The sequence below is a fragment of the Streptomyces sp. KR80 genome (genome assembly GCF_052245555.1).
GTDB lineage: Bacteria > Actinomycetota > Actinomycetes > Streptomycetales > Streptomycetaceae > Streptomyces.
On sequence record NZ_JBQQCD010000007.1, the window covers coordinates 123471 to 143768 of the forward strand.

Consider the following 20298-nt stretch of genomic DNA (forward strand, 5'->3'; position numbering starts at 1 on the left):
TTGGGACCTCGGGCTGCCGCGCTACACCGGGCGCGCCGCGCCCACGAACGGCATCTCGTCGATCGGGGCGACGCGGACCGGTGCGCCCGGGCGGGGGGCGTGGATCATTTGGCCGCCGCCGATGTAGAGGCCGACGTGGCTGACGCCTGAGTAGAAGAACACGAGGTCTCCGGGGGCGAGCTCGGACCGGGGGATGCGCTGTCCCGCATTGATCTGGGTGTAGGAGGTGCGGGGGAGGGAGACGCCGGCGGCGTGCCAGGCGGCCTGGGTCAGGCCGGAGCAGTCGAAGGCGTTCGGGCCGGTGGCGCCCCAGACGTACGGTTTGCCGAGTGCGCCATGGGCGTACGAAACGGCCTGGGCGGCGCGCTCGTTCGGTGCCCGGACCGGGCCGCGGAGAGCGGCGCCGCGGGTGGCGCGGGCCGTGCCGTCGGCCGCGTGGCCGTCCTGCGCGAGGATCGCCGCGCGCTGTTCGGCCGTCAGCCGGCTCAGCAGTCGCTCCGCCTCGGCCAGTTTCCGGCTCACCGCGAGCTTGTGCTTCCGCAGCTCGGCCTGGTCGCGCCGAAGCTCCGCGACCTTGTCGTCCGCCTGCCTTTGGATCTGCTCGATGCCGCGCAGTTGGCGGTGGAGTCCGGCGATGGCGGCGGACTGGCGGCTGCCGGCCCGCTCGACCGCTTGGGCGCGCTCCAGGTACTGGTCGGGGGAGGAGGAGAGCGCGAGCTGGAGCGCGGGGTCGATGCCGCCGGCGCGGTACTGGGCGGTGGCCAGTGAACCGAGCGCGTTACGGGAGGCGTTCAGCTGCGCGGTCCTGCGGGCGGCCGTCTCGCGGAGCGCGTCAAGTTCCCGCTCTGCCTGATCGGCTCGCTCCTTCGCCCCGTTGTACTTCTCCGTCGCGACCTCGGCCTCGTGGTGCAGGCGGTCCACGTTCTCCTGCACCTGAGCCGGAGTGAGGGCGGGTTCGGCGTGCGCGGCGCTGTCGAAGGGCGTCGCGCTCGCCGCGGAGGCGAGGGCGAGAGTCGCAGCCGTACGGGCTGAGGTACTGCGTTGTCTGGGCTTTCTGTGCGCGGCCATGGCGGCCGTCACCATCCCTTCCCTGCCAACCGGGGCCGTGGGGGGCGGCCGCCGGGGACGCCTGGAGGGCGCCTGGGGAAAGGACGCTAGACCCGGGGATTACAGGCATGTGTCGTGATGACCGGGATTGGCAGGTTTGGATGCGGTCCTGAACAGAAGAGGCGGGTGAATCCCCGGCTCTGCCGGTTCTCCGCGCGGGCGCGACCGAGCGGTCGATTGAGGCAAACCTGACCGGCGCCCGGTGCTATGGGCCCGGTTAGGCTCCGCGCCATGGACCTACTCATCAACGTCTTCGTTGCTCTGCACATCATCGGCATCGCCTCGCTCCTCGGTGGCTTCCTCACCCAGATGAAGGCGATGGGCGCCGGGACCGCGCGCTTCACCCCGGCGATGCTGCACGGCGCACTGACGATGCTGGTCACGGGCCTCGCACTGGTCGGCCTGAACCAGGCCGACGGCGAGGCCGTCAACAACCTCAAGATAGGCGTGAAGTTGGCGGTGCTCGTCGCCATCCTCGCCCTGGTCTACGTCAAGCGGGACGAGGAGCGGGCCGACAAGGCCGCCTTCGGCACGGTCGGCCTGATGACGGTCGCGAACATCTTCATCGCCGTGCTCTGGGTCTGACCGAAGCGCCCCGCCGACGGGGTCGGCGGGGCGCTCCGCATGCGCTCTGCGGTGAGTTACGCGGGGCGGACGGCGCTGTGGAACGGCATGTACGTGATCGACTCGGTGCGGACGTTCGCGCCGGGTTTCGGGGCGTGGACCATCTGGCCGTCGCCGATGTAGAGGCCGACGTGGCTGATGTCGTCGTAGAAGAAGATCAGGTCGCCCGGCTTCATGTCCTTCATGGCGACCTTCGTGCCGATCTCCACCTGGTCCCACGTGGTGCGCGGCAGCGACACCCCTGCCATCTTCCACGCGCGCTGGGTCAAGCCGGAGCAGTCGTACGAGTTCGGGCCGGTGGCGCCCCACACGTACGGCTTGCCTATCTGCGCCCGCGCGAAGGCTATGGCCTCGGCCGCCTTGGCTGAGTACGAGTCCGAGTCTGACCCGGTGCCGGGGCTGGTCTGAGAGCCGTCGCCCTGCTCGCGCTCACGCTCCCGTTGCTCTCGTTCCTTGCGGGCCTGCTCCTCGCGCTGCTGCCGCGCGATCTCCTCGGCCTTGCGGCGGGCCTCTTCCTTCTTCTTGCGCTCCAGCGCCGCCAGCCGCGCCTTCTCCTCGGCGGTCAGCTTCGACAGCAGCTCGCGGGCTTCGGCGAGCTTGGCCTGCACGGACTCCTTGCTGGTCCGCAGCTTCTGCTGCGACTCGGACAGCGTCTCCAGGCTCCGGGTGGCCTCGACACGCTGCTTCGCCGCCGCCTCCTGCTGGTCGCGGTAGTCCTCGACGACCTGGCGCTGACGGCCCGTCATCCGGTCCATCAGATGGTTCTGCTCGAAGTAGCCCTGCGGGTTGTCCGCGAGGAGGAAGGTCGCGGTCCCGTCCATACCGCCGTTGCGGTACTGCGCGGCCGCGTAGCTGCCCAACTGCCGCCGCGCGTCGTTGAGTCTGTCCGTGCGCTTCGCCACGTCGTCGAGCAACGCGTCGACCTTGGTGCGCTGCCGGTCGGCGCGCTCCTTGGCCGCGTTGTACTCCTGGGTGGACGTACCGGCCTGCCGATAGAGGTCGTCGACCTTCTTCTGTACGTCCTCGATGCTCTGCGGCTTCGGCTCTGCGGGCTCGCGGGGCGCCGCCTGCGCGCTCTGGGAGAGCAGCGTGACGCCGGCGAGAGCCGCGGTGGTCAGGCCTACGGCGGCTCGGCTCGAGCCGGGGGAGGCGAGAATGTTGGTCCGCGGTTTGCGGTGCGACGGCAAGACGCACGACTCCTTCCGTGGACCGCCTACCGGGTTAGCTGTCGGGTTCGGGCGGATCGGAAGGTTGCCCTACGACCCGTCCGCGGCGGGCTCTGGGCGCTGCGCGTGCGGGCCGATTCACCCCGGTGGTTCTGGTCCCTCCCGTCCAGGTGCGCGACAAGAGGGGGGTCGGGTCCCCGGCTCCGGATGCCACGTGGGCAGACCGGACTCAGCGGAGGCTGCCCGTGCCGACGCGGTCGCCAGCGGGGGGTGCGGGCCGCCTGATCGAGCACGGTAGCCAACCTGTGGGGCTGCTGTGAAGGCTGATGTTCGATATGCCCGAAACCTTTTCGTGACCTTTTTGCGCTGTGATCGTTTCAGTCGATTTCGGTTACGCGTCGCGTCCTCAAGACGCCATTCCGTTACGGATCGCGTCACTGCCGACGGCTCCCGACGGCCGGGAGGTGAGAAGCGGGAAGCGGCGTGGTCTGTCGGTCCGGCGGCCTAGACTCGGCTGCGATGAGCAGCCTTTTCGACGACAGCTTTCTGGCGGATCTGGAGCATCCGGGACACCGGGGTGCGGAGGAACCTCCTCCGCCTCCCGAGGATGCCGGGGCGCCCGAGGACATCCCGGCGGACCTCTTCGGCGGGCGCTTCGACGCTCCTCCGGCGCACACCGGCACGGGGGACCCCGGCGGCCGGGACGCGTACTACCGCGACGGTGCCGCACGCCCCGCGGTCGACCCCGCAGCGCTGCTCGAGGGGCTGAACGAGCAGCAGCGCGCCGCCGTCGTCCACACCGGGGCCCCGTTGCTCATCGTGGCCGGCGCCGGGTCCGGCAAGACCCGCGTGCTGACGCACCGCATCGCGTATCTGCTGGGCACCCGCCGGGTGCACCCCGGCCAGATCCTCGCGATCACCTTCACCAACAAGGCCGCGGGCGAGATGAAGGAGCGCGTCGAAGCCCTGGTCGGGCCCCGGGCGAAGGCGATGTGGGTGTCCACCTTCCACAGCGCCTGCGTCCGCATCCTGCGCCGTGAGAGCAAGAAGCTCGGCTTCACCTCCAGCTTCTCGATCTACGACGCCGCCGACTCCAAGCGCCTGATGTCCCTGGTCTGCCGCGACCTCGACCTCGACCCGAAGCGCTATCCGCCGAAGGCCTTCAGCGCCAAGATCTCCAACCTCAAGAACGAGCTCATCGACGAGGAGACCTTCGCCGGGCAGGCGAGCGACGGTTTTGAGAAGACGCTGGCCGAGGCGTACGCGCTGTACCAGTCGCGGCTGCGCGAGGCCAACGCGCTGGACTTCGACGACATCATCATGACCACGGTGCACCTGCTGCAGGCGTTCCCGGACGTGGCCGAGCACTACCGGCGGCGGTTCCGGCACGTCCTCGTCGACGAGTACCAGGACACCAACCACGCGCAGTACATGCTGGTGCGCGAGCTGGTGGGGACCGATGAGCACGCCGGAGAGCTGTGCGTGGTCGGCGACGCCGACCAGTCGATCTACGCCTTCCGCGGGGCCACGATCCGTAACATCCTCCAGTTCGAGGAGGACTATCCGCAGGCCACCACGATCCTGCTGGAGCAGAACTACCGCTCCACCCAGACCATTCTCAGCGCGGCCAACGCCGTCATCGAGCGGAACGAGAACCGCCGTCCGAAGAACCTGTGGACCGATGCCGGGGCGGGCTCCGCGATCACCGGCTATGTCGCCGACACCGAGCACGACGAGGCGCAGTTCGTCGCCGACGAGATCGACCGGCTCACGGACGCGGGCGAGGCGAAGTCCGGCGATATGGCCATCTTCTACCGGACGAACGCTCAGTCCCGTGTCTTCGAGGAGATCTTCATCCGGGTCGGGCTGCCCTACAAGGTCGTCGGCGGTGTGCGCTTCTACGAGCGCAAGGAGGTCCGCGACATTCTCGCGTATCTGCGGGTGCTCGCGAACCCCGAGGACACGGTGCCGCTGCGCCGGATCCTCAACGTGCCCAAGCGCGGCATCGGCGACCGCGCGGAGGCGATGATCGAGGCCCTTGCACTGCGCGAGAAGATCTCCTTCGCCCAGGCTCTCCGCCGCGTGGACGAGGCGTACGGGATGGCGGCCCGCTCGGCCAACGCCGTGAAGCGGTTCAACGCGCTGATGGAGGAGCTGCGCACCGTCGCCGAATCGGGCGCCGGGCCCGCGGCCGTGCTGGAGGCGGTCCTGGAGCGCTCCGGCTATCTGGCGGAGCTGCAGGCGTCCACGGACCCCCAGGACGAGACGCGGATCGAGAACCTCCAGGAACTGGCCGCTGTGGCACTGGAGTTCGAGCAGGACCGCACCGAGGAGAACCCGGGCACACTCGCCGAATTCCTCGAGCAGGTCGCGCTCGTCGCCGACTCCGACCAGATTCCCGACGAGGACGAGCGCGAGGATGGCTCCGGGGTCATCACGCTGATGACGCTGCACACCGCCAAGGGCCTGGAGTTCCCGGTCGTCTTCCTGACCGGCATGGAGGACGGTGTCTTCCCGCACCTGCGCTCACTTGGGCAGACCAAGGAGCTGGAGGAGGAGCGCAGGCTGGCGTACGTCGGGATCACGCGTGCGCAGGAGCGGCTGTATCTGACCCGGTCGACCATGCGCAGCGCCTGGGGTCAGCCGTCGTTCAACCCGCCCTCGCGGTTCCTGGAGGAGATCCCGGACTGTTATGTGGAGTGGCGCCGCTCGGGGCCTGCGACGCCGTCGGCGTCGGCGGGCGCCCTGGCCGGGCTGGGTTCGTCGCTGTCGTCGTCCGCGCGCTCGAAGGCGGGGCCGAGCGGGTGGTCGACGCGGAAGGCCACGGACCGGCCGGTGATCTCGCTGGCGGTCGGGGACCGGGTCACGCACGACCAGTTCGGGCTGGGCACCGTGATGTCGGTGACGGGCAGCGGACACGACGCGAAGGCGACGATCGACTTCGGCGACGACAAGCCGAAGGTTCTGCTGCTGCGCTATGCGCCGGTGGAGAAGCTGTAGAGCCGACCGGTGTGCCACCCAGTGCTGTGAGGGGGTGGGTCGGGCCGGTCAGGTCGGGTCGAGGCCGTGGTTGCGGAGCCAGGCCAGAGGGTCTATGGCCGATCCGCCGCCGGGCCGTACCTCGAAGTGCAGGTGCGGGCCTGTGGAATTGCCGGAATTGCCGGAATAGGCGATGACATCCCCCGCCTTGACGGAGCCGGAGCGGATCTTGGTGCTGCTGAGGTGGCAGTACCAGGTCTCGGTGCCATCGGGGGCGGTGACTATGGCCATGTTGCCGTACGAGAGGTTGTACTGCGTACGGACCGTGCCGTCGGTCGCCGCCATCACCGGCGTGCCGTAGCTGACCGGGAAGTCGATGCCACTGTGCACCGACATCCAGTTGACGCCCGCCTGGCCGTAGTACGCGCTGAGCCCCTGCTCCTCAACCGGCAGCGCGTACTTCGGCCGGAGCGCCTCCCGGCGGGCCGCCTCTTCCGCCTTGCGTTTCTTCTCTGCGAGCTGGCGCTGCTTGAGGTCGAGGCGCTCCTGGGTACGGCTGGCGCGGTCGGCGAAGTCGTCGGCATCGGCGGTGAGCGAGGCGAGCTGGGTGTCGAGCTTGCTGTTCGCCGCGGCCGGTTTGACGCCCGTGTCGGGCGCGGCCTGCTCGGTCTTGTCGTCCTTGCCGAGGCCGCTGACCGAGGCGGCGGCGATGCCGGCCACGCCCATCACGGCGACCGAGGGGACGGCGACGGTGAGGAGCGCGGAACGGCCGGGGGTGCGGCGTCGGCTCCGGCTCACGCTGCGGGCGACCGGGCGGCCCGGCGCCGAAGCGAACACGACCCTGTCATCGGTGTCGAATCCCGGGTGTTCCTCCGGATACGAGCCGGGGTCGGTGCCGGGGCCGGCGTCGAAACCGGTGGGGTCCAGGGCCTCGAAGAGGGCGGTGGATTCGGCCTCGGCTTCCGGAACCGAGGCGTAGGGCTCCTCGGCCACGTCCGTCATGGCTTCGGGCGCGCCACCCTGGAACTCCTGCATAGCCGCCTGGGCCGAGACGTCCCAGGTCTGGGTCTGCGCCGGAGGCTGCTCGGCCCACTGCGCGGTCTCATACTCCCCGGTCGTGTAATGCGTGGTGCCGTACTCGACGCCGGTGTTCGTCCAGGCGCCGGCATCCCACTGACCCGTGCCGTCGAGGGTCTCGACCGGAGCGGGGCCCGCCTGGGCGGGGATGTTGGCCGCCCACAGGGTGGAGACGTCATAGCTGCCGGTGCCGTACGCCGTCGTGTCGTACCCGCTGTACGTGCCTGCTGCGCCGTACGTGTCTGCTCCGCCGTACGTGCCCGCTGCGCCGTACGTCTGCGCGCCGTACGCGTCGTAGGAGACGGACGGGGAGCCCGTGGTGTCCCACTGCGTGGTCGCGTACTGGCCGGTGTCATAGCTGCCCGGCAGAGCCCCGAAGAGCGGGTCGGCGTCGCCGTAGGCCATGCCGAGGTGGTCGAAGGTGCCGGTGCCCCAGCTGTTCTGAGAAGCAGTGCCGTCGTACCCGGCGTAGCCGCTGTGGGCGCCCTGCTCGCCATAGCCGGTGTACAGCCCGTACGGGGCCTCGGCAGCGGCGTGGGCAGTCGGGGGCGAGCTCGCGCTCCCCGATGGGTGACGGTCGTTCACCACCAACTTCTCTTTCGCCTCGGCAACAGGAGCTGGGGGGTCTGGGGTGGCCCCCAGGGCAGTGCAGTGCGGTGACTGTACCCGGCGGTACGCGACGGCGACAATCTTCCGCAGGTTTCCGCTCGCCAAGTAACGGGCATTTAGCCGTCTTTCGGTTGACTGACGGTCGTAGTTTGGCCTTGCGTTCGAATGCCGTTCGACCGTGCTTCGCCTTGCCCGAGGGGATCAGGCGACGGAGGCCGCCTCCGAACCGCCCCCGTTTTCGGCCGCCGCGTCCAGCGCCTGGCGGATTCCCGCCGCGACCGCGCCGTGCACCGGCAGAGCGAGGTGGCCGACGCCGCTGACCTGCACGTTGTGTGCGACCAGATCGGGGTGGCGCAGCTGGGCGGTCTCCAGCGGAATCATGATTTGGTCCAGATCGCTCCAGAAACTCACGAAGTGCGTGGCGCAGCCCGGTGCGGGCAGTGCCAGCTCCTCGATCACATCGGAGCCGGGGCGCATCTGCCGGATGATCGGGTGCGCGGACAGCAGCGGCACGATCCGGGTGCCGGAGTGCGGAGTGCCGAGCGTGACCAGCGTGCGGACCCGGGTGTCACCGCCGAGCCGCTGAGCGTAATAGCGGGCGATGAGCCCGCCCAGACTGTGCCCGACCGCATCCACCCGGTCGTGTCCGGTGCGCTCGCAGAACTCCTCGATGTGCCGCCCGAGGAGGTCTGCGGCGGCCCGGATGTCACAGCTGAGGGGGGAGTAGTTGAGGGCTTCGACATGGTCCCAGCCGTGCTGGCGCAGGGAGCGGCGGAGCAGGACGAAGACGGAGCGATTGTCGATGAAGCCGTGCAGGAGGAGGACGGGCAGCCGGTCCTGGCCGTCGCCGGTGGGCAGGCGGGGGGACCTCGGGTCGTCCAGCAGGTGTTCCGCCGATGGCACGTACTGCTCCGGGCCCGTGAGTCGCACGCCTTCAGTGGATTCGGTGAGCTCCGTCGAGAGGGCGGAGCGGGCGGTTTCGGTGGACTTGGCGGATTCGGCGGATTCGGCGGATGTGGTGGGGGAGGGCGCGGACGCTCGGTCCTCCCGGCTCCTGTCCCAACGCTCCTGGACCACGCCGGTCGGGTAGAGCACCGCATGTCCGGCGAGGATCGCCAGGTCCAGAGCGGTGGCCTTGAGGCGGGCGGCAGAAGGGCGCAAAGCGCTGGGAAGGAAAGGCAAACACCCCATCGGCCGACCTCCCAGCGGCACGCGAGAGGACGGCTCCGTCCCCCGTATGCCCTTGTGGACAGCCGTGGCAATGGCCGGTGCAGCGCCCGAGCGGCTCGGCTCCGGGCGGCCCCGGTCGCGCGCATGCCCGCGCGGTGGGGCGGGAGGCCTCGCTGCGGCTCTCCTTCAAAATGTCCCACTGTGTGATTTCCCCCTCGGTCCACAGCGTAAAACTGCCGGGGTACGGGATGCTGGAGATAACGTTCGTTCACGCATGCATGCGGTGACGGCAGACGTACAGGAGGCAGTGATGGGCGTGTCGGGTCCGATCCGCGTGGTGGTGGCCAAGCCGGGGCTCGACGGCCATGACCGCGGCGCCAAGGTCATCGCACGGGCGCTGCGCGACGCCGGTATGGAGGTCATCTACACCGGCCTGCACCAGACCCCCGAGCAGATCGTCGACACGGCGATCCAGGAGGACGCCGACGCCATCGGCCTGTCCATCCTGTCCGGCGCGCACAACACTCTCTTCGCCAAGGTGCTGGAGCTGCTGAAGGAGCGGGACGCCCAGGACATCAAGGTCTTCGGCGGCGGCATCATCCCCGAGGCGGACATCGCTCCGCTGAAGGAGCAGGGGGTCGCTGAGATCTTCACGCCGGGCACCACGACCAGCGAGGTCGTCGCCTGGGTACGGGCGAACGTCCGCGAGCTGGCCGCCTAGGCCATGTCCGGGCAGCCCCGCGCTGCGGATCGCACTGCTCTCGCGGCCGCCCGTCGCTCAACCCGGCGCCCAGGGGGGCTGGTCACTCAGGGTGCCTTCGACTGTGCGGAAGGTCACCACCCGTAGGTTGTCGGGCGAACCGGGCCCGGTCAGGCGCACGGCGTCTCCGACGCCGGATCCGGTTCCGGGAGCCCCTCCAGCTCCCGGAGCATCGCTGCGCGCAGCCGGAGTGTCCCCACGAGCCGCTGGAACGCCTCGGCCCAGTAGCCGCCCGCCCCCGGCGATGCCCCCTCCGCCTCGTCCGGTATCGCGGTGAGCACCTCCAGCCGGTTCGCCTGCGCCGGGTCCAGGCAGCGCTCGGCCAGGCCCATCACCCCGCTGAAGCTCCACGGATAGCTGCCCGCGTCCCGGGCGATGTCGAGAGCGTCCACCACCGCGCGGCCGAGCGGCTCGGCCCAGGGGACCGCGCACACGCCGAGGATCTGGAAGGCCTCCGGGAGTCCGTGGGCCGCGATGAACTCCGCCACCCACGCGGCCCGTTCGTCGGGAGGCAGCGCGGACAGGAGCATCGCCCGCTCGCTCAACGACGCCCAACCGACCGTCGCTGCGGACGCTGTCGCGGGCAGCCCGAGCAGCGCGCGTGACCAGGCGACGTCCCGCTGCCGGACCGCCGCCCGGCACCAGGCGGCGTGCAACTCCGCCCGCCAATCGTCGGCGACCGGCAGCGTCACGATCTCCGCCGGTACGCGGTCGAACCGCTCGGTCCACGTGCTCAGCGCAGCCGCCTCCACCAGCTGGCCCAGCCACCAGGCGCGATCCCCGCGTCCCGCCGGTGGCTTCGGCACGACACCGTCGCGCTGCATGGCGGCGTCGCACTCGTGAGGCGCCTTGACGACGATCAGGGGCACGCCGTGCGCAGTGTCCGGGTCGGCGGTCCCGACGCCGACGCCGTCCACACCGAGGCCGTCCAGACCGATGCGGTTGAGGCCGACGCGGTCCAGCGCGACGCAGGAGGCCGCTCGCGCGGCCATACGGGCGCCGAGCGCCGAGCCGGGCAGCGACGAGAGCAGTTCGGCCGCCGTGGCGCGGACGTTGCGGCTGCGGTCCGACAAGGCCTGCTCCAGGAACGCCTCGTCGGCGGGCGAGAGCCCGGTGCGCAGCGAGTCCAGGAACATCAGCCGGTCCTCGGCCCGTTCCGTGGGCCAGGTCGAACCGAGCAGTTCGAGTGCGGCGGCCGGGTCTCGGCGGCGTACAGCGGAGAGGAGGGCGACCCGCTCGGCGAACAGCCCCTCCTGCCAGAGCCGTCGTATGGCGTCCGGGTTGTCCGTCTCCGGCAGGGCCGCATCCCTTGCGGCCCCGCGCAGGGCGAACTTCCAGTCCGGATTGAGCCCGGCCAGCCACAGCGCGCGCGGTCCCGCGAGGGTCAGTGCCTCCGGCCGCAGATCGGTACGGGCTCGGGCGGCCTCGAGCAGCGCGGGCAGGAGGGACACGGGGGCCCGATAACCGTGCCGGTTCGCGGCCGTCAGCCATTGGGGGAGCAGCTCTGTGAGGTCAGGCGCGGCCCCGCGGCTTCTTCCGCCGCCGGGGCCTCCCGCCCGGTTCGCCAGCAACGTCTCCAACCGTCGTCCGGCAGCGGGCGGCAGTGGCGGGCGGTCGTCCTGGGGCGCGACCTCGGGTCGCGTCGACGCCACCGTGGGCCGCAGGCCTGCCCGCCGTCGCACGGCGCTGACCGCGGCGGCGTCCAGCAAGGCGCGGGCCGGTTCGCGCCCAAGGGTGGTCAGCAGAGGCACCCGTCGCTCCGTCCCCAGCAGAGCGGCGGTGACCAGCTCCTCCCAGGACGGTCCGTGGTGCGGTGCGGTTGTGGTCATGTCTCCCCCTCCGTGTTCCGTGCGATGTCCGCTCTCCTTCGTCGCCCCTGGCGGCTAGCGAGCCGTCACAGCGGGATCGCCTCCGCCGTGTCCGGGGACCAGGCCGTCAGGGGGTTGAAGCCGCGGTGGCCGCACTCGCCGAAGACCGTCAGCGGTCTGCCGCCGGAGACCGCGACGAGCCGCCACAGGCCCGTACGGCCCAGGCAGCGCGGGTCCACCGGGAGCGCCGCGTCGTCGTGTGCGTCGGCCACCTGCCAGCGGTCGGCCCCCGGTATCGGCACGACGCCCGACAGGACGACGGGCCAGGACTCCAGCCAGGGGTCGTGGCGCAGCGCGTCGCCGTAGGCGGCCAGGGCCGGTCCGACGGCGGAGCCCGGTGGTACGACGCCCGGGGCCGGGGGCGCGAACTGTTCGCCCAGCGCTGCGCGCAGCGGCCGCGCGCCCGGGTAGTAGGCGAGCACCGCATCCAGGGAGAGCCCCGTTGGCAGGGCGAGCTCCGGAGCCCTGCCCGCCGCACCGAAGGAAAGCAGCAGGGCAGCGCGCCCCGAAGCCTGCCCGTGCAGCCAGGTCCGCCGCGTCGTCAGCCGGCCGTCCTCGCTGTCCTGCCTGCCGAGCACGAGCCACTGGTCGCGGACCGCGGCCTCTTCCGCCGCCAGCAGCTCCGCCGCGTCCGTCGTGACGCCGACACGCGCACGGACCGTCGCCGCCAGCGGATCCGGCAACCGATCGACGCCCAGGAAGCCCTGGTTGAGCAGGTGCAACAGCGCGCACTCTGCCAGGAGCCGCCCCGGCCATTCGCCGCCGCCGGACCCGACGACCGTTCCCAACTCCCGTACCCGCGCAGCCAGTCCAGGGGCCTGCGCGTCGACCATCCGGGCAGCCATCTCGTCCCAGGTGGCGTATCCCGCCCGGTCTGCGCTCGCCAGCCCGCCGCGCAGCAGGTCGATGAGGCGCTGCTCCAGCTCACTGGCGCCCGCCACCATCCGTTCCGCCCGGCGCTCAGCCCGCCTACTGGCGGCTGCCCGGTCGGTGGCCCGGCTGCCGCCAGGCCCGTTCAACCCGTCCGCCCGGCTCGGCGCGATGCGTTCAGGGGGCTTGCCCTCGGCGCGCCGTCTGCGGCCCTCCAGCCATTCGTCCACCCACTCCGGCGGCTTCTCCCCCTGCGGAACGGCCCGTTCGTCCACCGACCAGAGCAGCAGCAGCCCCAGCGCGTGCTTGCACGGGAACTTGCGGCTCGGGCAACTGCACTTGTATCCCGGGCCGGAGCCCGTCGCCAGGCCGTGCAACGCCACCATCGTCTGGTACGGCTTGCTGCCGCTGCCCTTGCACAACCCCCATACCGCCCCCTCGTTCGCACCCGTCGCGGACCACGGCCCCGCCACGCCGAGCCGGCTCCCGGCCCTGCGTGACGAGACGTCAGGAGCCAGTGCCAGCACCTGCTCCGCCGTCCAGCGCACCCCCTGCTGAGTCATGGAAACGACGCTACGGGCGGCCACTGACAATCCCGTGACCACCTCGCCGACCTGCGGCTTCGGCTGCCGAACCGGCTCCGCGGGCCGATTGTCAGTGGCGTGGTGCACGGTTGATTCCGCAAGCGGCCCATGGGATTTCGCGGTGCGGCCGTAGCCGTGCGCCGCCGTGCGCAGTCATGCGAAGAGGGGGAGCCGTGACCGTGACCACCAGCGGGACCACAGCCAGCTCGACCACCACCGGCTCGATCGCCGACAGCGGGGCCACAACCAACGGAACTGCGCCTGGTCAGGCGCTCCGGCCGCATGCGGAGGACGTCTTCGCCGCCGAGCTCGAGGCGCTCGCGGCAGCCGACGACCGCCCGCGCCCGGCGCGTTGGCGGCTGTCGCCCTGGGCCGTGGCGACGTATCTGCTGGGAGGCACGCTGGCGGACAGCACGGTGATCACGCCGAAGTACGTCGGACCGCGCCGCATCGTCGAAGTGGCCGTGACCACCCTGGCCACGGACCGCGCACTCTTGCTGCTCGGTGTTCCCGGTACCGCCAAAACGTGGGTGTCGGAGCACCTCGCCGCAGCGGTCAGCGGCGACTCGACGCTTCTGGTCCAGGGCACGGCGGGCACGTCCGAGGAGGCCATCCGCTACGGCTGGAACTACGCGCAGTTGCTTGCCCACGGTCCGAGCCGTGCCGCGCTCGTGCCGAGTCCCGTCATGCGGGCGATGGCGGACGGGATGACCGCCCGGGTCGAGGAGCTCACCCGCATTCCGGCGGACGTACAGGACACGTTGATCACCGTGCTGTCCGAGAAGACGCTGCCGATCCCCGAGCTGGGAGAGGAGGTCCAGGCGGTCCGCGGGTTCAACCTCATCGCCACCGCCAACGACCGCGACCGGGGAGTCAACGAACTCTCCAGCGCTCTCCGCCGGCGGTTCAACACGGTGGTGCTTCCGCTGCCGGCCACGGCTGAGGCGGAGGTCGACATCGTGTCGCGGCGCGTCGACCAGATCGGCCGCTCGCTCGACCTGCCGACCGCACCGGACGGCGTCGACGAGATCCGGCGGGTCGTCACGGTCTTCCGCGAACTCCGCGACGGCGTGACGGCGGACGGGCGTACGAAACTCAAGTCGCCCTCCGGCACCTTGTCCACGGCCGAGGCGATCTCCGTGGTGACGAACGGGCTCGCGCTGGCCGCGCACTTCGGCGACGGCGTGCTCCGCCCGGGCGATGTGGCGGCGGGGATCCTGGGTGCGGTGGTCCGCGACCCTACGGCGGACCGTGTCATCTGGCAGGAGTACCTGGAAGCGGTGGTGCGCGAGCGCGACGGCTGGAAGGACTTCTACCGCGCCTGCCGCGAGGTGAGCGCGTGACCGCGAACCGGCGGCCGCTTCTCCTTGGGGTGCGGCATCACGGGCCGGGCTCGGCGCGGGCCGTGCGCGCCGTGTTCGACCGGCACCGGCCCCGGGCCGTGCTGATCGAGGGTCCGCCCGAGGCCGACGCCCTCGTGGCACTGGCCGCGGAGGAGGGAATGCGACCACCGGTCGCCCTGCTCGCGCATGCGGTGGACGACCCCTCGCGCGCGGCGTTCTGGCCGCTGGCCGAGTTCTCGCCCGAGTGGGTGGCCATCCGCTGGGCCCTGGCGCACGACGTCCCCGTCCGGTTCATCGACCTCCCCGCGGCGCACGCGCTCGCGCCGGGGGCCGGTGACGACGACCTGGAGAGCGATGACGAGCCGGGGTCGCGGCTGCGTATCGACCCGCTCGGACGGCTCGCCGAGACAGCCGGTTACGACGACCCGGAGCGCTGGTGGGAAGACGTCGTCGAGCACCGCGCTCCCGGCGGCTCCGCCGACCGGCCGCATCCGCGCGGTGTGGTGCAGGCGGCGGACCCGTCTGTACGGGCGGGTCGTGGTCGGGTTGGCACCGGCACCGGCTCCGGCTCCGGTGACGCGCCTGGCACCGTCGATCCCCTTGACTCCTTCGAGGCACTGGCGGAGGCGATGGGCGCGCTGCGGGAGGTGTACGGGGACGGCGGGCACGACCGTGATCTCGTACGCGAGGCGCACATGCGGCTGCGGATGCGCGACGCCCGGCGGGAGTTCGGGGACGAGTTCGCCGTCGTCTGCGGCGCCTGGCACGTCCCTGCGCTGCGCCGCCGTACCACGGCGACCGCCGATCGGCAGCTCCTCAAGGGGCTGCCGAAGGCGAAGGTCGAGCTCACGTGGGTGCCGTGGACGCACCGGCGGCTGTCCCGCCACAGCAGCAACTACGGCGCAGGGATCGCGTCCCCCGGCTGGTACGGCCACCTGTTCTCCTCCCCCGATCGCCCGATCGAGCGCTGGATGACGAAGGTCGCGGGGCTCCTCCGCGCCGAGGACCACCCGGTCTCCTCCGCCCATGTCATCGAAGCCGTGCGGCTCGCCGAGACCCTTGTCGCGATGCGCGGCAGGCCGCTCGCGGGCCTGGCCGAGACGACGGACGCGGTGCGCGCCGTGATGTGCGGGGGTTCCGACGTGCCGCTCGCGCTCGTCCAGGACCGGCTGGTCGTGGGCGACGTCCTCGGCGAAGTGCCCGAATCGGCGCCCGCGGTGCCGCTGCAGCGCGACCTGACGCGAGTTCAGCGCACCCTGCGCCTCAAACCGGAGGCGGCCGAGCGGGAGCTGGAGCTCGATCTGCGCAAGGACACCGACGCCGCACGCAGCCGCCTGCTGCACCGGCTGCGGCTGCTCGGCATCGAGTGGGGCGAGACCGTGCGGTCGCGCGGCGGACTCGGCACGTTCCGCGAGACCTGGCGGCTGCGCTGGAAGCCGGAGTTGTCGGTGCGGGTCGCCGAAGCAGGGGTGTGGGGGACGACGGTATTCGCGGCGGCCACGGCAAAGGCGGAGTCCGAAGCCCGCTCGGCGGGTTCTCTCGCCGAGGTGACCGCCCTCGCCGAACGCTGTCTGCTCGCCGGTCTCCCGGACGCGCTGCCCGTCGTGATGCGCGTCCTCGCCGACCGCGCCGCACTCGACGCGGACGTCGGCCATCTCGCCCAGGCACTCCCGGCGCTGGTCCGTTCGGTCCGCTACGGCGACGTGCGGGGGACGGATTCCGCCGCGCTCGCAGACGTGGCGACGGGCCTGGCCGAACGGGTCTTCGTCGGCCTTCCCCCGGCCTGCGCCGGCCTCGATGCGGACGGCGCCGAGGAGATGCGGCGGCATGTGGACTCCGTCCACGGGGCTGTGGGTCTGCTGGCCGAGGCGGCTGCCACAAGCGGTCCGGCGACCGGAAGCGCTGATGCCGATTCCATGCAGGCGGCGCCGGGGCAGGGGATGCGGGAGCGCTGGACCGCCGTACTGCGGAGCTTGGCCGGTCGGGAGGCCGTCGCCGCGCTGATACGGGGCCGGGCCTCGCGGCTGTTGCTGGATGACGGGCGTCTCGAGGACGACGAGGCAGCACGCCTCATGGGGCTCGCCCTGTCGCCGGGGACGGCCCCGACGGAGGCGGCGGCCTGGATCGAGGGTTTCGTGGGCGGCGGTGACGGCGGCGTGCTGCTCGTCCATGACGAGCGGCTGCTGGGGCTCGTCGACGCCTGGCTCACCGGCGTCGCGGCCGATGCGTTCACCGATGTACTGCCGCTGCTGCGCCGCACCTTCGCGGCCCACGAGCCCGGCGTACGGCGCAGCCTCGGCGAACTCGTCCGGCGCGGCCCGGCCGCGCGGGGCTCGGCGGCCTCCGCTGCATCCGGCGAGTCCGCACCCGGCTTCGGCCCGGCCCTCGACCCGGACCGGGCGGCGGCCGTCCTGCCCACGCTGCGGCTGCTGCTCGGACTCGACGACAACGACCTTGTGGGGGTGGCGGGATGAGCGGCGAGGAATCGCATGCGGCGCCCGGAGGTGGCCCGGACGAGCGGCTGCGGCGGTGGCGGCTGGTGCTGGGCGGTGGGGACGCGGCCGACGGCACCGGGTGCGTGCTGGGCGGGCGGGATGCGGCCATGGACCGGACGCTGGCCGCGCTCTACGGAAGCGGCAGCCAGGGCGGCAAGAAGCGGGAGGACAGCAGCCGGTCCGCGGGGCTCGGCGGGTCCGCGCCCCAGGTGGCCCGCTGGCTCGGCGACATCCGCACCTACTTCCCGACGTCCGTCGTCCAAGTCATGCAGCGGGACGCGATCGACCGGCTCGGCCTGTCGTCCCTCCTCATGGAGCCGGAGATGCTCGAGGCCGTCGAGGCGGACGTGCACCTCGTCGGAACGCTTCTCTCACTCAACAAGGCCATGCCCGAAACCGCCAAGGAGACCGCGCGCGCCGTCGTCCGCAAGGTCGTTGCGGACCTGGAGAAGCGGCTGGCGACCCGGACCCGCGCCACGCTGACCGGCGCGCTCGACCGCTCGGCCCGGATCAGCCGCCCACGCCACCGGGACATCGACTGGGACCGCACCATTCGGGCCAATCTCAAGAACTACCTGCCCGAGTACGGGACCGTCGTCCCCGAGCGGCTCATCGGGTACGGCCGCGCCGCCCAGGCGGTGAAGAAGGACGTCATCCTGTGCATCGACCAATCGGGGTCGATGGCCGCATCCGTGGTCTACGCCTCCGTGTTCGGCGCGGTGCTGGCCTCCATACGGTCGATCGCGACCCGCCTGGTGGTCTTCGACACCGCCGTCGTCGACCTCACTGGCCAACTCGACGACCCGGTGGACGTCCTGTTCGGCACTCAGCTCGGCGGTGGCACCGACATCAACCGGGCCCTCGCCTACTGCCAGTCGCAGATCACCCGTCCCGCCGACACCGTCGTCGTCCTCATCAGCGATCTCTACGAGGGCGGCATACGGGACGAGATGCTGAAACGGGTCGCGGCGATGAAGGCCTCCGGAGTGCAATTCGTCGCGCTGCTCGCGCTCTCCGACGAGGGTGCGCCGGCCTATGACCGGGAGCACGCCGCCGCTCTCGCCGCGCTCGGTGCGCCGGCCTTCGCCTGCACGCCCGACCTCTTCCCCGAGGTGATGGCGGCGGCGATCGAGAAGCGGGATCTTCCGATACCGGAATAAGGGGAGGTTTGCCGCCGCACATGCAGCTGGGCGGCAACCCCCTGGCGGCGCTGTGGCTTTCGCACCGCAAGCTCGATGATGAACGTCCGCTCGGCGGTCTCCCGGGTGTGGTCGTCGTGATCGGACTATGCCTGCGCCACCGCGAGCATGTGTGAGGACGCGGCGAGTAGATCCGGGTATGGCTCGGCGAGCCGTGCGGCCTCCAGCGCGGCAGCGAACAATGGTCCACTGGTGTCGAGCCGCTCGCCGGTGTACTGCTCGGTCGCCTTCAGCGCCCCCCACGACGGGCCCTCCACGCCATACACCTTCGCGTCTGCCAGCCCTGCCGCCGCCAGCTCCTCGGCAAGCTGTCCGGCGGTATGGAAGTAGGCGGCGGTGAAGCCCTTCCGGCCCGGCTCGTGGACTCCCGTGGCCAGGATGTCAGCAACCGCATCCCGCACCCGATCTTTCGTCCCGAGCCATGTCGTCGCCGTGTGCTCAAACAGCGACGCATAGAGATTGATCGCGGCCGCAGCGACCAGACCACCTGGCCGTACAACGCGCCTCGCCTCCCGCAAAGCTTGTAGCCGCTCCTCACCCTCCAGCAGGTGATACAGCGGGCCCAGCACCAGCACCACGTCGTACGAGCTGTCAGCGGCCGTGAGCGATCGCGCGTCTCCCAGCTCCACCGTGGCGCCTGTCTCGGCCGCCCTCTCGACGTGCCTGGGCACCGGATCGACCAGGTGCACGCCGTAGCCGTCCTTCACGAGCCACCGTGCGTGTGCCCCTGGCCCCCCGCCGACGTCAAGCACCGAGGCGGGCGGCTCCGGCAGGTACCGGCGCAACAACTCCTGTGTGCGGACCATTTCCAGGACGCCGTCAGCGCTGCACGTCAGCCGTTCCGCTTCGTCGATGGTCTCGCTGTAGAACTCGATGATCTCGGGGGCGATGCTTCGATGTGTGGTCACGCTCGCAGTCTGGTCGCTGGTCACATCCGGGCGCCAGACCCTAACCTGCCCGGTTGACCGGTCAACCTGCGTTAGGAGCAACCCTCATGCCACCACTCAAGTACGAGCAGATCGCCGATAGCCTGCGACGGCGCATCGCCGACGGCGAATTCGGCCCGGGCGAACTCCTGCCCTCCAGCCGTGACCTGTGCGAACAGTGGGGCGTGTCCCGCGCAACCGCCATCAAAGCGATGGAGATCCTTCGAGGTGACGGACTCGTCGTCCCCCACCAGGGGCGCGGTTTCACCGTCACGGAAACCCCGCTGGCCCGGCCCGCAGGCGCCCGCCGGGCAGGAAACAACCGGACCACCGGCGGCCGCCCCTTCCGCCGACTGGGCACCCCGGAGATGCTGACGCCCCCGTCCCATATCGCCGACGCGCTCAACCTCCCCGCCGGGCAAACAGCCCTCCACCGCGCCCGGCTCATCCTCACCGACGACGGCGGTCCGATGTCCTACGTGACCGCATGGTTTCCGTCGGACATCGTCGAGCACTGCCCGCGGCTCACATACGCCGGTCCGATCGCGGAGGGCACCACGCACTACGTGCGCCGCCAGACCGGCCGCGGTCCCGTGCGCGGTACGGACATGACCACGGTCCGCCTCGCAACCAAGCAAGAAGCCGACCACCTTGGAGTGAAACGCCCCGCTGCCGTCGCAGTCGACCTTCACACCGCCTATGACCAGCATGAGAAGCCGCTGGTCTGCGAAGAGGGCATCACACCTTCCGGGTTGTGGGAGTGCATCGACAACTACCCCATGAGCGAGGGAGGTTGACTGGACCGGTCCACCGGTCCAGGGTGGAGGCATGCCGCGGCGCACACTCACGGTGCGCGCGCCACTACTTGACGTCTCCCACAAGGGCTCACGATGACCGTGACCACCACCGCCCGGCCGTCCGCCACAGGCGCCCCCGCCTACACCGCGACTTTCACGTGCGCACCGATCTCCGCCCGCTCCGCCCGAGTACTAACCGCGAATGCCCTCGGAGCCTGGCGACTGGACGACCTCAAAGACACCGTTGACCTGATCGCTAGTGAGCTCATCGCCAACGCCTGCCAACACACTCGTTCGCGGAGCATCCGTACCACGATCACCCGAATCGCGGACAGCACGGTGCGCGTCGGTGTAGTCGACTTCTCCCGCACCCTCCCCCAGCCCAGGGATGCCATGGACGCTGACGAGCGCGGGCGGGGCCTGGCTGTCATCGCATCCCTGGCTGACCGATGGGGCGCTGACCCCCTGCCCTGGGGAAAACGCGTCTGGGCGGAGGTATCGATGTCCATGTCGGACGCGCAGCCAAGGCCCCAGGACACGCATTCCTGCCACTGCGCCACCAGATGACAGGTCCGCGGCCAGGTGCCCCATCCCTGCGGCCCCTGCCCACGGAGCACACCACGCCCCGTCCCCGGCCCCCCGTACACCACGGATCGCCCGGCAAGACCGACGCGCTGCCGGCGCCGGGTACCAGACCGCGGCGCCCTTCCCGACGAAGAGACGC

15 protein-coding genes and 1 riboswitch are annotated in these 20298 nt (G+C 71.1%); of the genes, 8 read left to right on the forward strand and 7 right to left on the reverse strand.

Annotation, left to right across the window (positions count from 1 at the left end; all coding sequences use genetic code 11):
- Positions 1 to 21 precede the first annotated feature (21 nt).
- Positions 22 to 1083, reverse strand: a complete 1062-nt coding sequence (locus ACTWQI_RS13165; RefSeq protein ID WP_443270115.1) for an NlpC/P60 family protein — start codon at positions 1081 to 1083, stop codon at positions 22 to 24.
- A gap of 255 nt (positions 1084 to 1338) precedes the next feature.
- On the opposite strand from ACTWQI_RS13165, the gene ACTWQI_RS13170 reads away from it, so the two are divergent.
- Positions 1339 to 1692, forward strand: a complete 354-nt coding sequence (locus tag ACTWQI_RS13170; protein WP_443270117.1) for a hypothetical protein — start codon at positions 1339 to 1341, stop codon at positions 1690 to 1692.
- A gap of 56 nt (positions 1693 to 1748) precedes the next feature.
- Here the strand turns inward: ACTWQI_RS13170 and ACTWQI_RS13175 are convergent, their stop codons facing one another.
- Entirely contained in the window at positions 1749 to 2918 is a 1170-nt protein-coding gene (locus ACTWQI_RS13175; RefSeq protein ID WP_443270119.1) for an NlpC/P60 family protein, read from the reverse strand.
- Positions 2919 to 2926: 8 nt separating this feature from the next.
- Positions 2927 to 3142, reverse strand: a riboswitch (cyclic di-AMP (ydaO/yuaA leader).
- A gap of 274 nt (positions 3143 to 3416) precedes the next feature.
- On the opposite strand from ACTWQI_RS13175, the gene pcrA reads away from it, so the two are divergent.
- Positions 3417 to 5897: a DNA helicase PcrA gene (gene pcrA, locus ACTWQI_RS13180; RefSeq protein WP_443270121.1), complete on the forward strand. Its 2481-nt coding sequence runs from the start codon at positions 3417 to 3419 to the stop codon at positions 5895 to 5897.
- 48 nt (positions 5898 to 5945) lie between these two features.
- Here the strand turns inward: pcrA and ACTWQI_RS13185 are convergent, their stop codons facing one another.
- Both ACTWQI_RS13185 and ACTWQI_RS13190 read right to left on the reverse strand, forming a co-directional pair.
- A complete protein-coding gene (locus tag ACTWQI_RS13185; RefSeq protein ID WP_443270124.1) occupies positions 5946 to 7538 on the reverse strand; it encodes a M23 family metallopeptidase in 1593 nt (530 codons plus the stop codon).
- A gap of 225 nt (positions 7539 to 7763) precedes the next feature.
- Complete coding sequence (locus tag ACTWQI_RS13190; protein WP_443270126.1) at positions 7764 to 8753, reverse strand: esterase/lipase family protein; 990 nt, start codon at positions 8751 to 8753, stop codon at positions 7764 to 7766.
- Positions 8754 to 9042: 289 nt separating this feature from the next.
- Between ACTWQI_RS13190 and ACTWQI_RS13195 the strand changes: the two genes are divergently transcribed.
- Entirely contained in the window at positions 9043 to 9453 is a 411-nt protein-coding gene (locus ACTWQI_RS13195; protein ID WP_443270128.1) for a cobalamin B12-binding domain-containing protein, read from the forward strand.
- Between the two features lie 149 nt (positions 9454 to 9602).
- On the opposite strand, the gene ACTWQI_RS13200 is transcribed toward ACTWQI_RS13195, so the two are convergent.
- Together ACTWQI_RS13200 and ACTWQI_RS13205 are read right to left on the reverse strand one after the other, a co-directional pair.
- Complete coding sequence (locus ACTWQI_RS13200) at positions 9603 to 11321, reverse strand: DUF5691 domain-containing protein (RefSeq protein ID WP_443270129.1); 1719 nt, start codon at positions 11319 to 11321, stop codon at positions 9603 to 9605.
- Between the two features lie 65 nt (positions 11322 to 11386).
- Complete coding sequence (locus ACTWQI_RS13205; protein WP_443270130.1) at positions 11387 to 12793, reverse strand: SWIM zinc finger family protein; 1407 nt, start codon at positions 12791 to 12793, stop codon at positions 11387 to 11389.
- 194 nt (positions 12794 to 12987) lie between these two features.
- On the opposite strand from ACTWQI_RS13205, the gene ACTWQI_RS13210 reads away from it, so the two are divergent.
- From ACTWQI_RS13210 to ACTWQI_RS13220, 3 genes are read left to right on the forward strand one after another with little or no spacing between them, the layout of a single operon-like run.
- Positions 12988 to 14157 carry an ATP-binding protein gene (locus ACTWQI_RS13210; protein ID WP_443270132.1) on the forward strand — a complete coding sequence of 390 codons (1170 nt, stop codon included), beginning with the start codon at positions 12988 to 12990 and terminating at the stop codon, positions 14155 to 14157.
- Positions 14115 to 16631 (forward strand): DUF5682 family protein, encoded by a 2517-nt coding sequence (locus ACTWQI_RS13215; RefSeq protein WP_443270331.1) that lies wholly within the window; start codon positions 14115 to 14117, stop codon positions 16629 to 16631. Before ACTWQI_RS13210 ends, ACTWQI_RS13215 begins: the two co-directional genes overlap by 43 nt.
- Positions 16628 to 17812 carry a VWA domain-containing protein gene (locus ACTWQI_RS13220; protein ID WP_443270133.1) on the forward strand — a complete coding sequence of 395 codons (1185 nt, stop codon included), beginning with the start codon at positions 16628 to 16630 and terminating at the stop codon, positions 17810 to 17812. The genes ACTWQI_RS13215 and ACTWQI_RS13220 overlap by 4 nt, the downstream gene beginning before the upstream one ends.
- A gap of 125 nt (positions 17813 to 17937) precedes the next feature.
- Here the strand turns inward: ACTWQI_RS13220 and ACTWQI_RS13225 are convergent, their stop codons facing one another.
- On the reverse strand, positions 17938 to 18783 hold the full coding sequence (locus tag ACTWQI_RS13225) for a class I SAM-dependent methyltransferase (RefSeq protein ID WP_443270134.1): 846 nt from the start codon (positions 18781 to 18783) through the stop codon (positions 17938 to 17940).
- 62 nt (positions 18784 to 18845) lie between these two features.
- Between ACTWQI_RS13225 and ACTWQI_RS13230 the strand changes: the two genes are divergently transcribed.
- Together ACTWQI_RS13230 and ACTWQI_RS13235 are read left to right on the forward strand one after the other, a co-directional pair.
- Complete coding sequence (locus tag ACTWQI_RS13230; RefSeq protein ID WP_443270135.1) at positions 18846 to 19574, forward strand: GntR family transcriptional regulator; 729 nt, start codon at positions 18846 to 18848, stop codon at positions 19572 to 19574.
- Positions 19575 to 19667: 93 nt separating this feature from the next.
- Positions 19668 to 20141, forward strand: a complete 474-nt coding sequence (locus ACTWQI_RS13235; RefSeq protein WP_443270136.1) for an ATP-binding protein — start codon at positions 19668 to 19670, stop codon at positions 20139 to 20141.
- The last annotated feature ends 157 nt before the right edge of the window (positions 20142 to 20298 follow it).

Bases quoted from the DNA above. Each gene is read 5' to 3' on its own strand.
- ACTWQI_RS13165 (WP_443270115.1), bottom strand. From the start codon at position 1,083: ATGGTGACGGCCGCCATGGCCGCGCACAGAAAGCCCAGACAACGCAGT.
- ACTWQI_RS13170 (WP_443270117.1), top strand. From the start codon at position 1,339: ATGGACCTACTCATCAACGTCTTCGTTGCTCTGCACATCATCGGCATC.
- pcrA (WP_443270121.1), top strand. From the start codon at position 3,417: ATGAGCAGCCTTTTCGACGACAGCTTTCTGGCGGATCTGGAGCATCCG.
- ACTWQI_RS13190 (WP_443270126.1), bottom strand. From the start codon at position 8,753: ATGGGGTGTTTGCCTTTCCTTCCCAGCGCTTTGCGCCCTTCTGCCGCC.
- ACTWQI_RS13195 (WP_443270128.1), top strand. From the start codon at position 9,043: ATGGGCGTGTCGGGTCCGATCCGCGTGGTGGTGGCCAAGCCGGGGCTC.
- ACTWQI_RS13200 (WP_443270129.1), bottom strand. From the start codon at position 11,321: ATGACCACAACCGCACCGCACCACGGACCGTCCTGGGAGGAGCTGGTC.
- ACTWQI_RS13205 (WP_443270130.1), bottom strand. From the start codon at position 12,793: ATGACTCAGCAGGGGGTGCGCTGGACGGCGGAGCAGGTGCTGGCACTG.
- ACTWQI_RS13220 (WP_443270133.1), top strand. From the start codon at position 16,628: ATGAGCGGCGAGGAATCGCATGCGGCGCCCGGAGGTGGCCCGGACGAG.
- ACTWQI_RS13230 (WP_443270135.1), top strand. From the start codon at position 18,846: ATGCCACCACTCAAGTACGAGCAGATCGCCGATAGCCTGCGACGGCGC.
- ACTWQI_RS13235 (WP_443270136.1), top strand. From the start codon at position 19,668: ATGACCGTGACCACCACCGCCCGGCCGTCCGCCACAGGCGCCCCCGCC.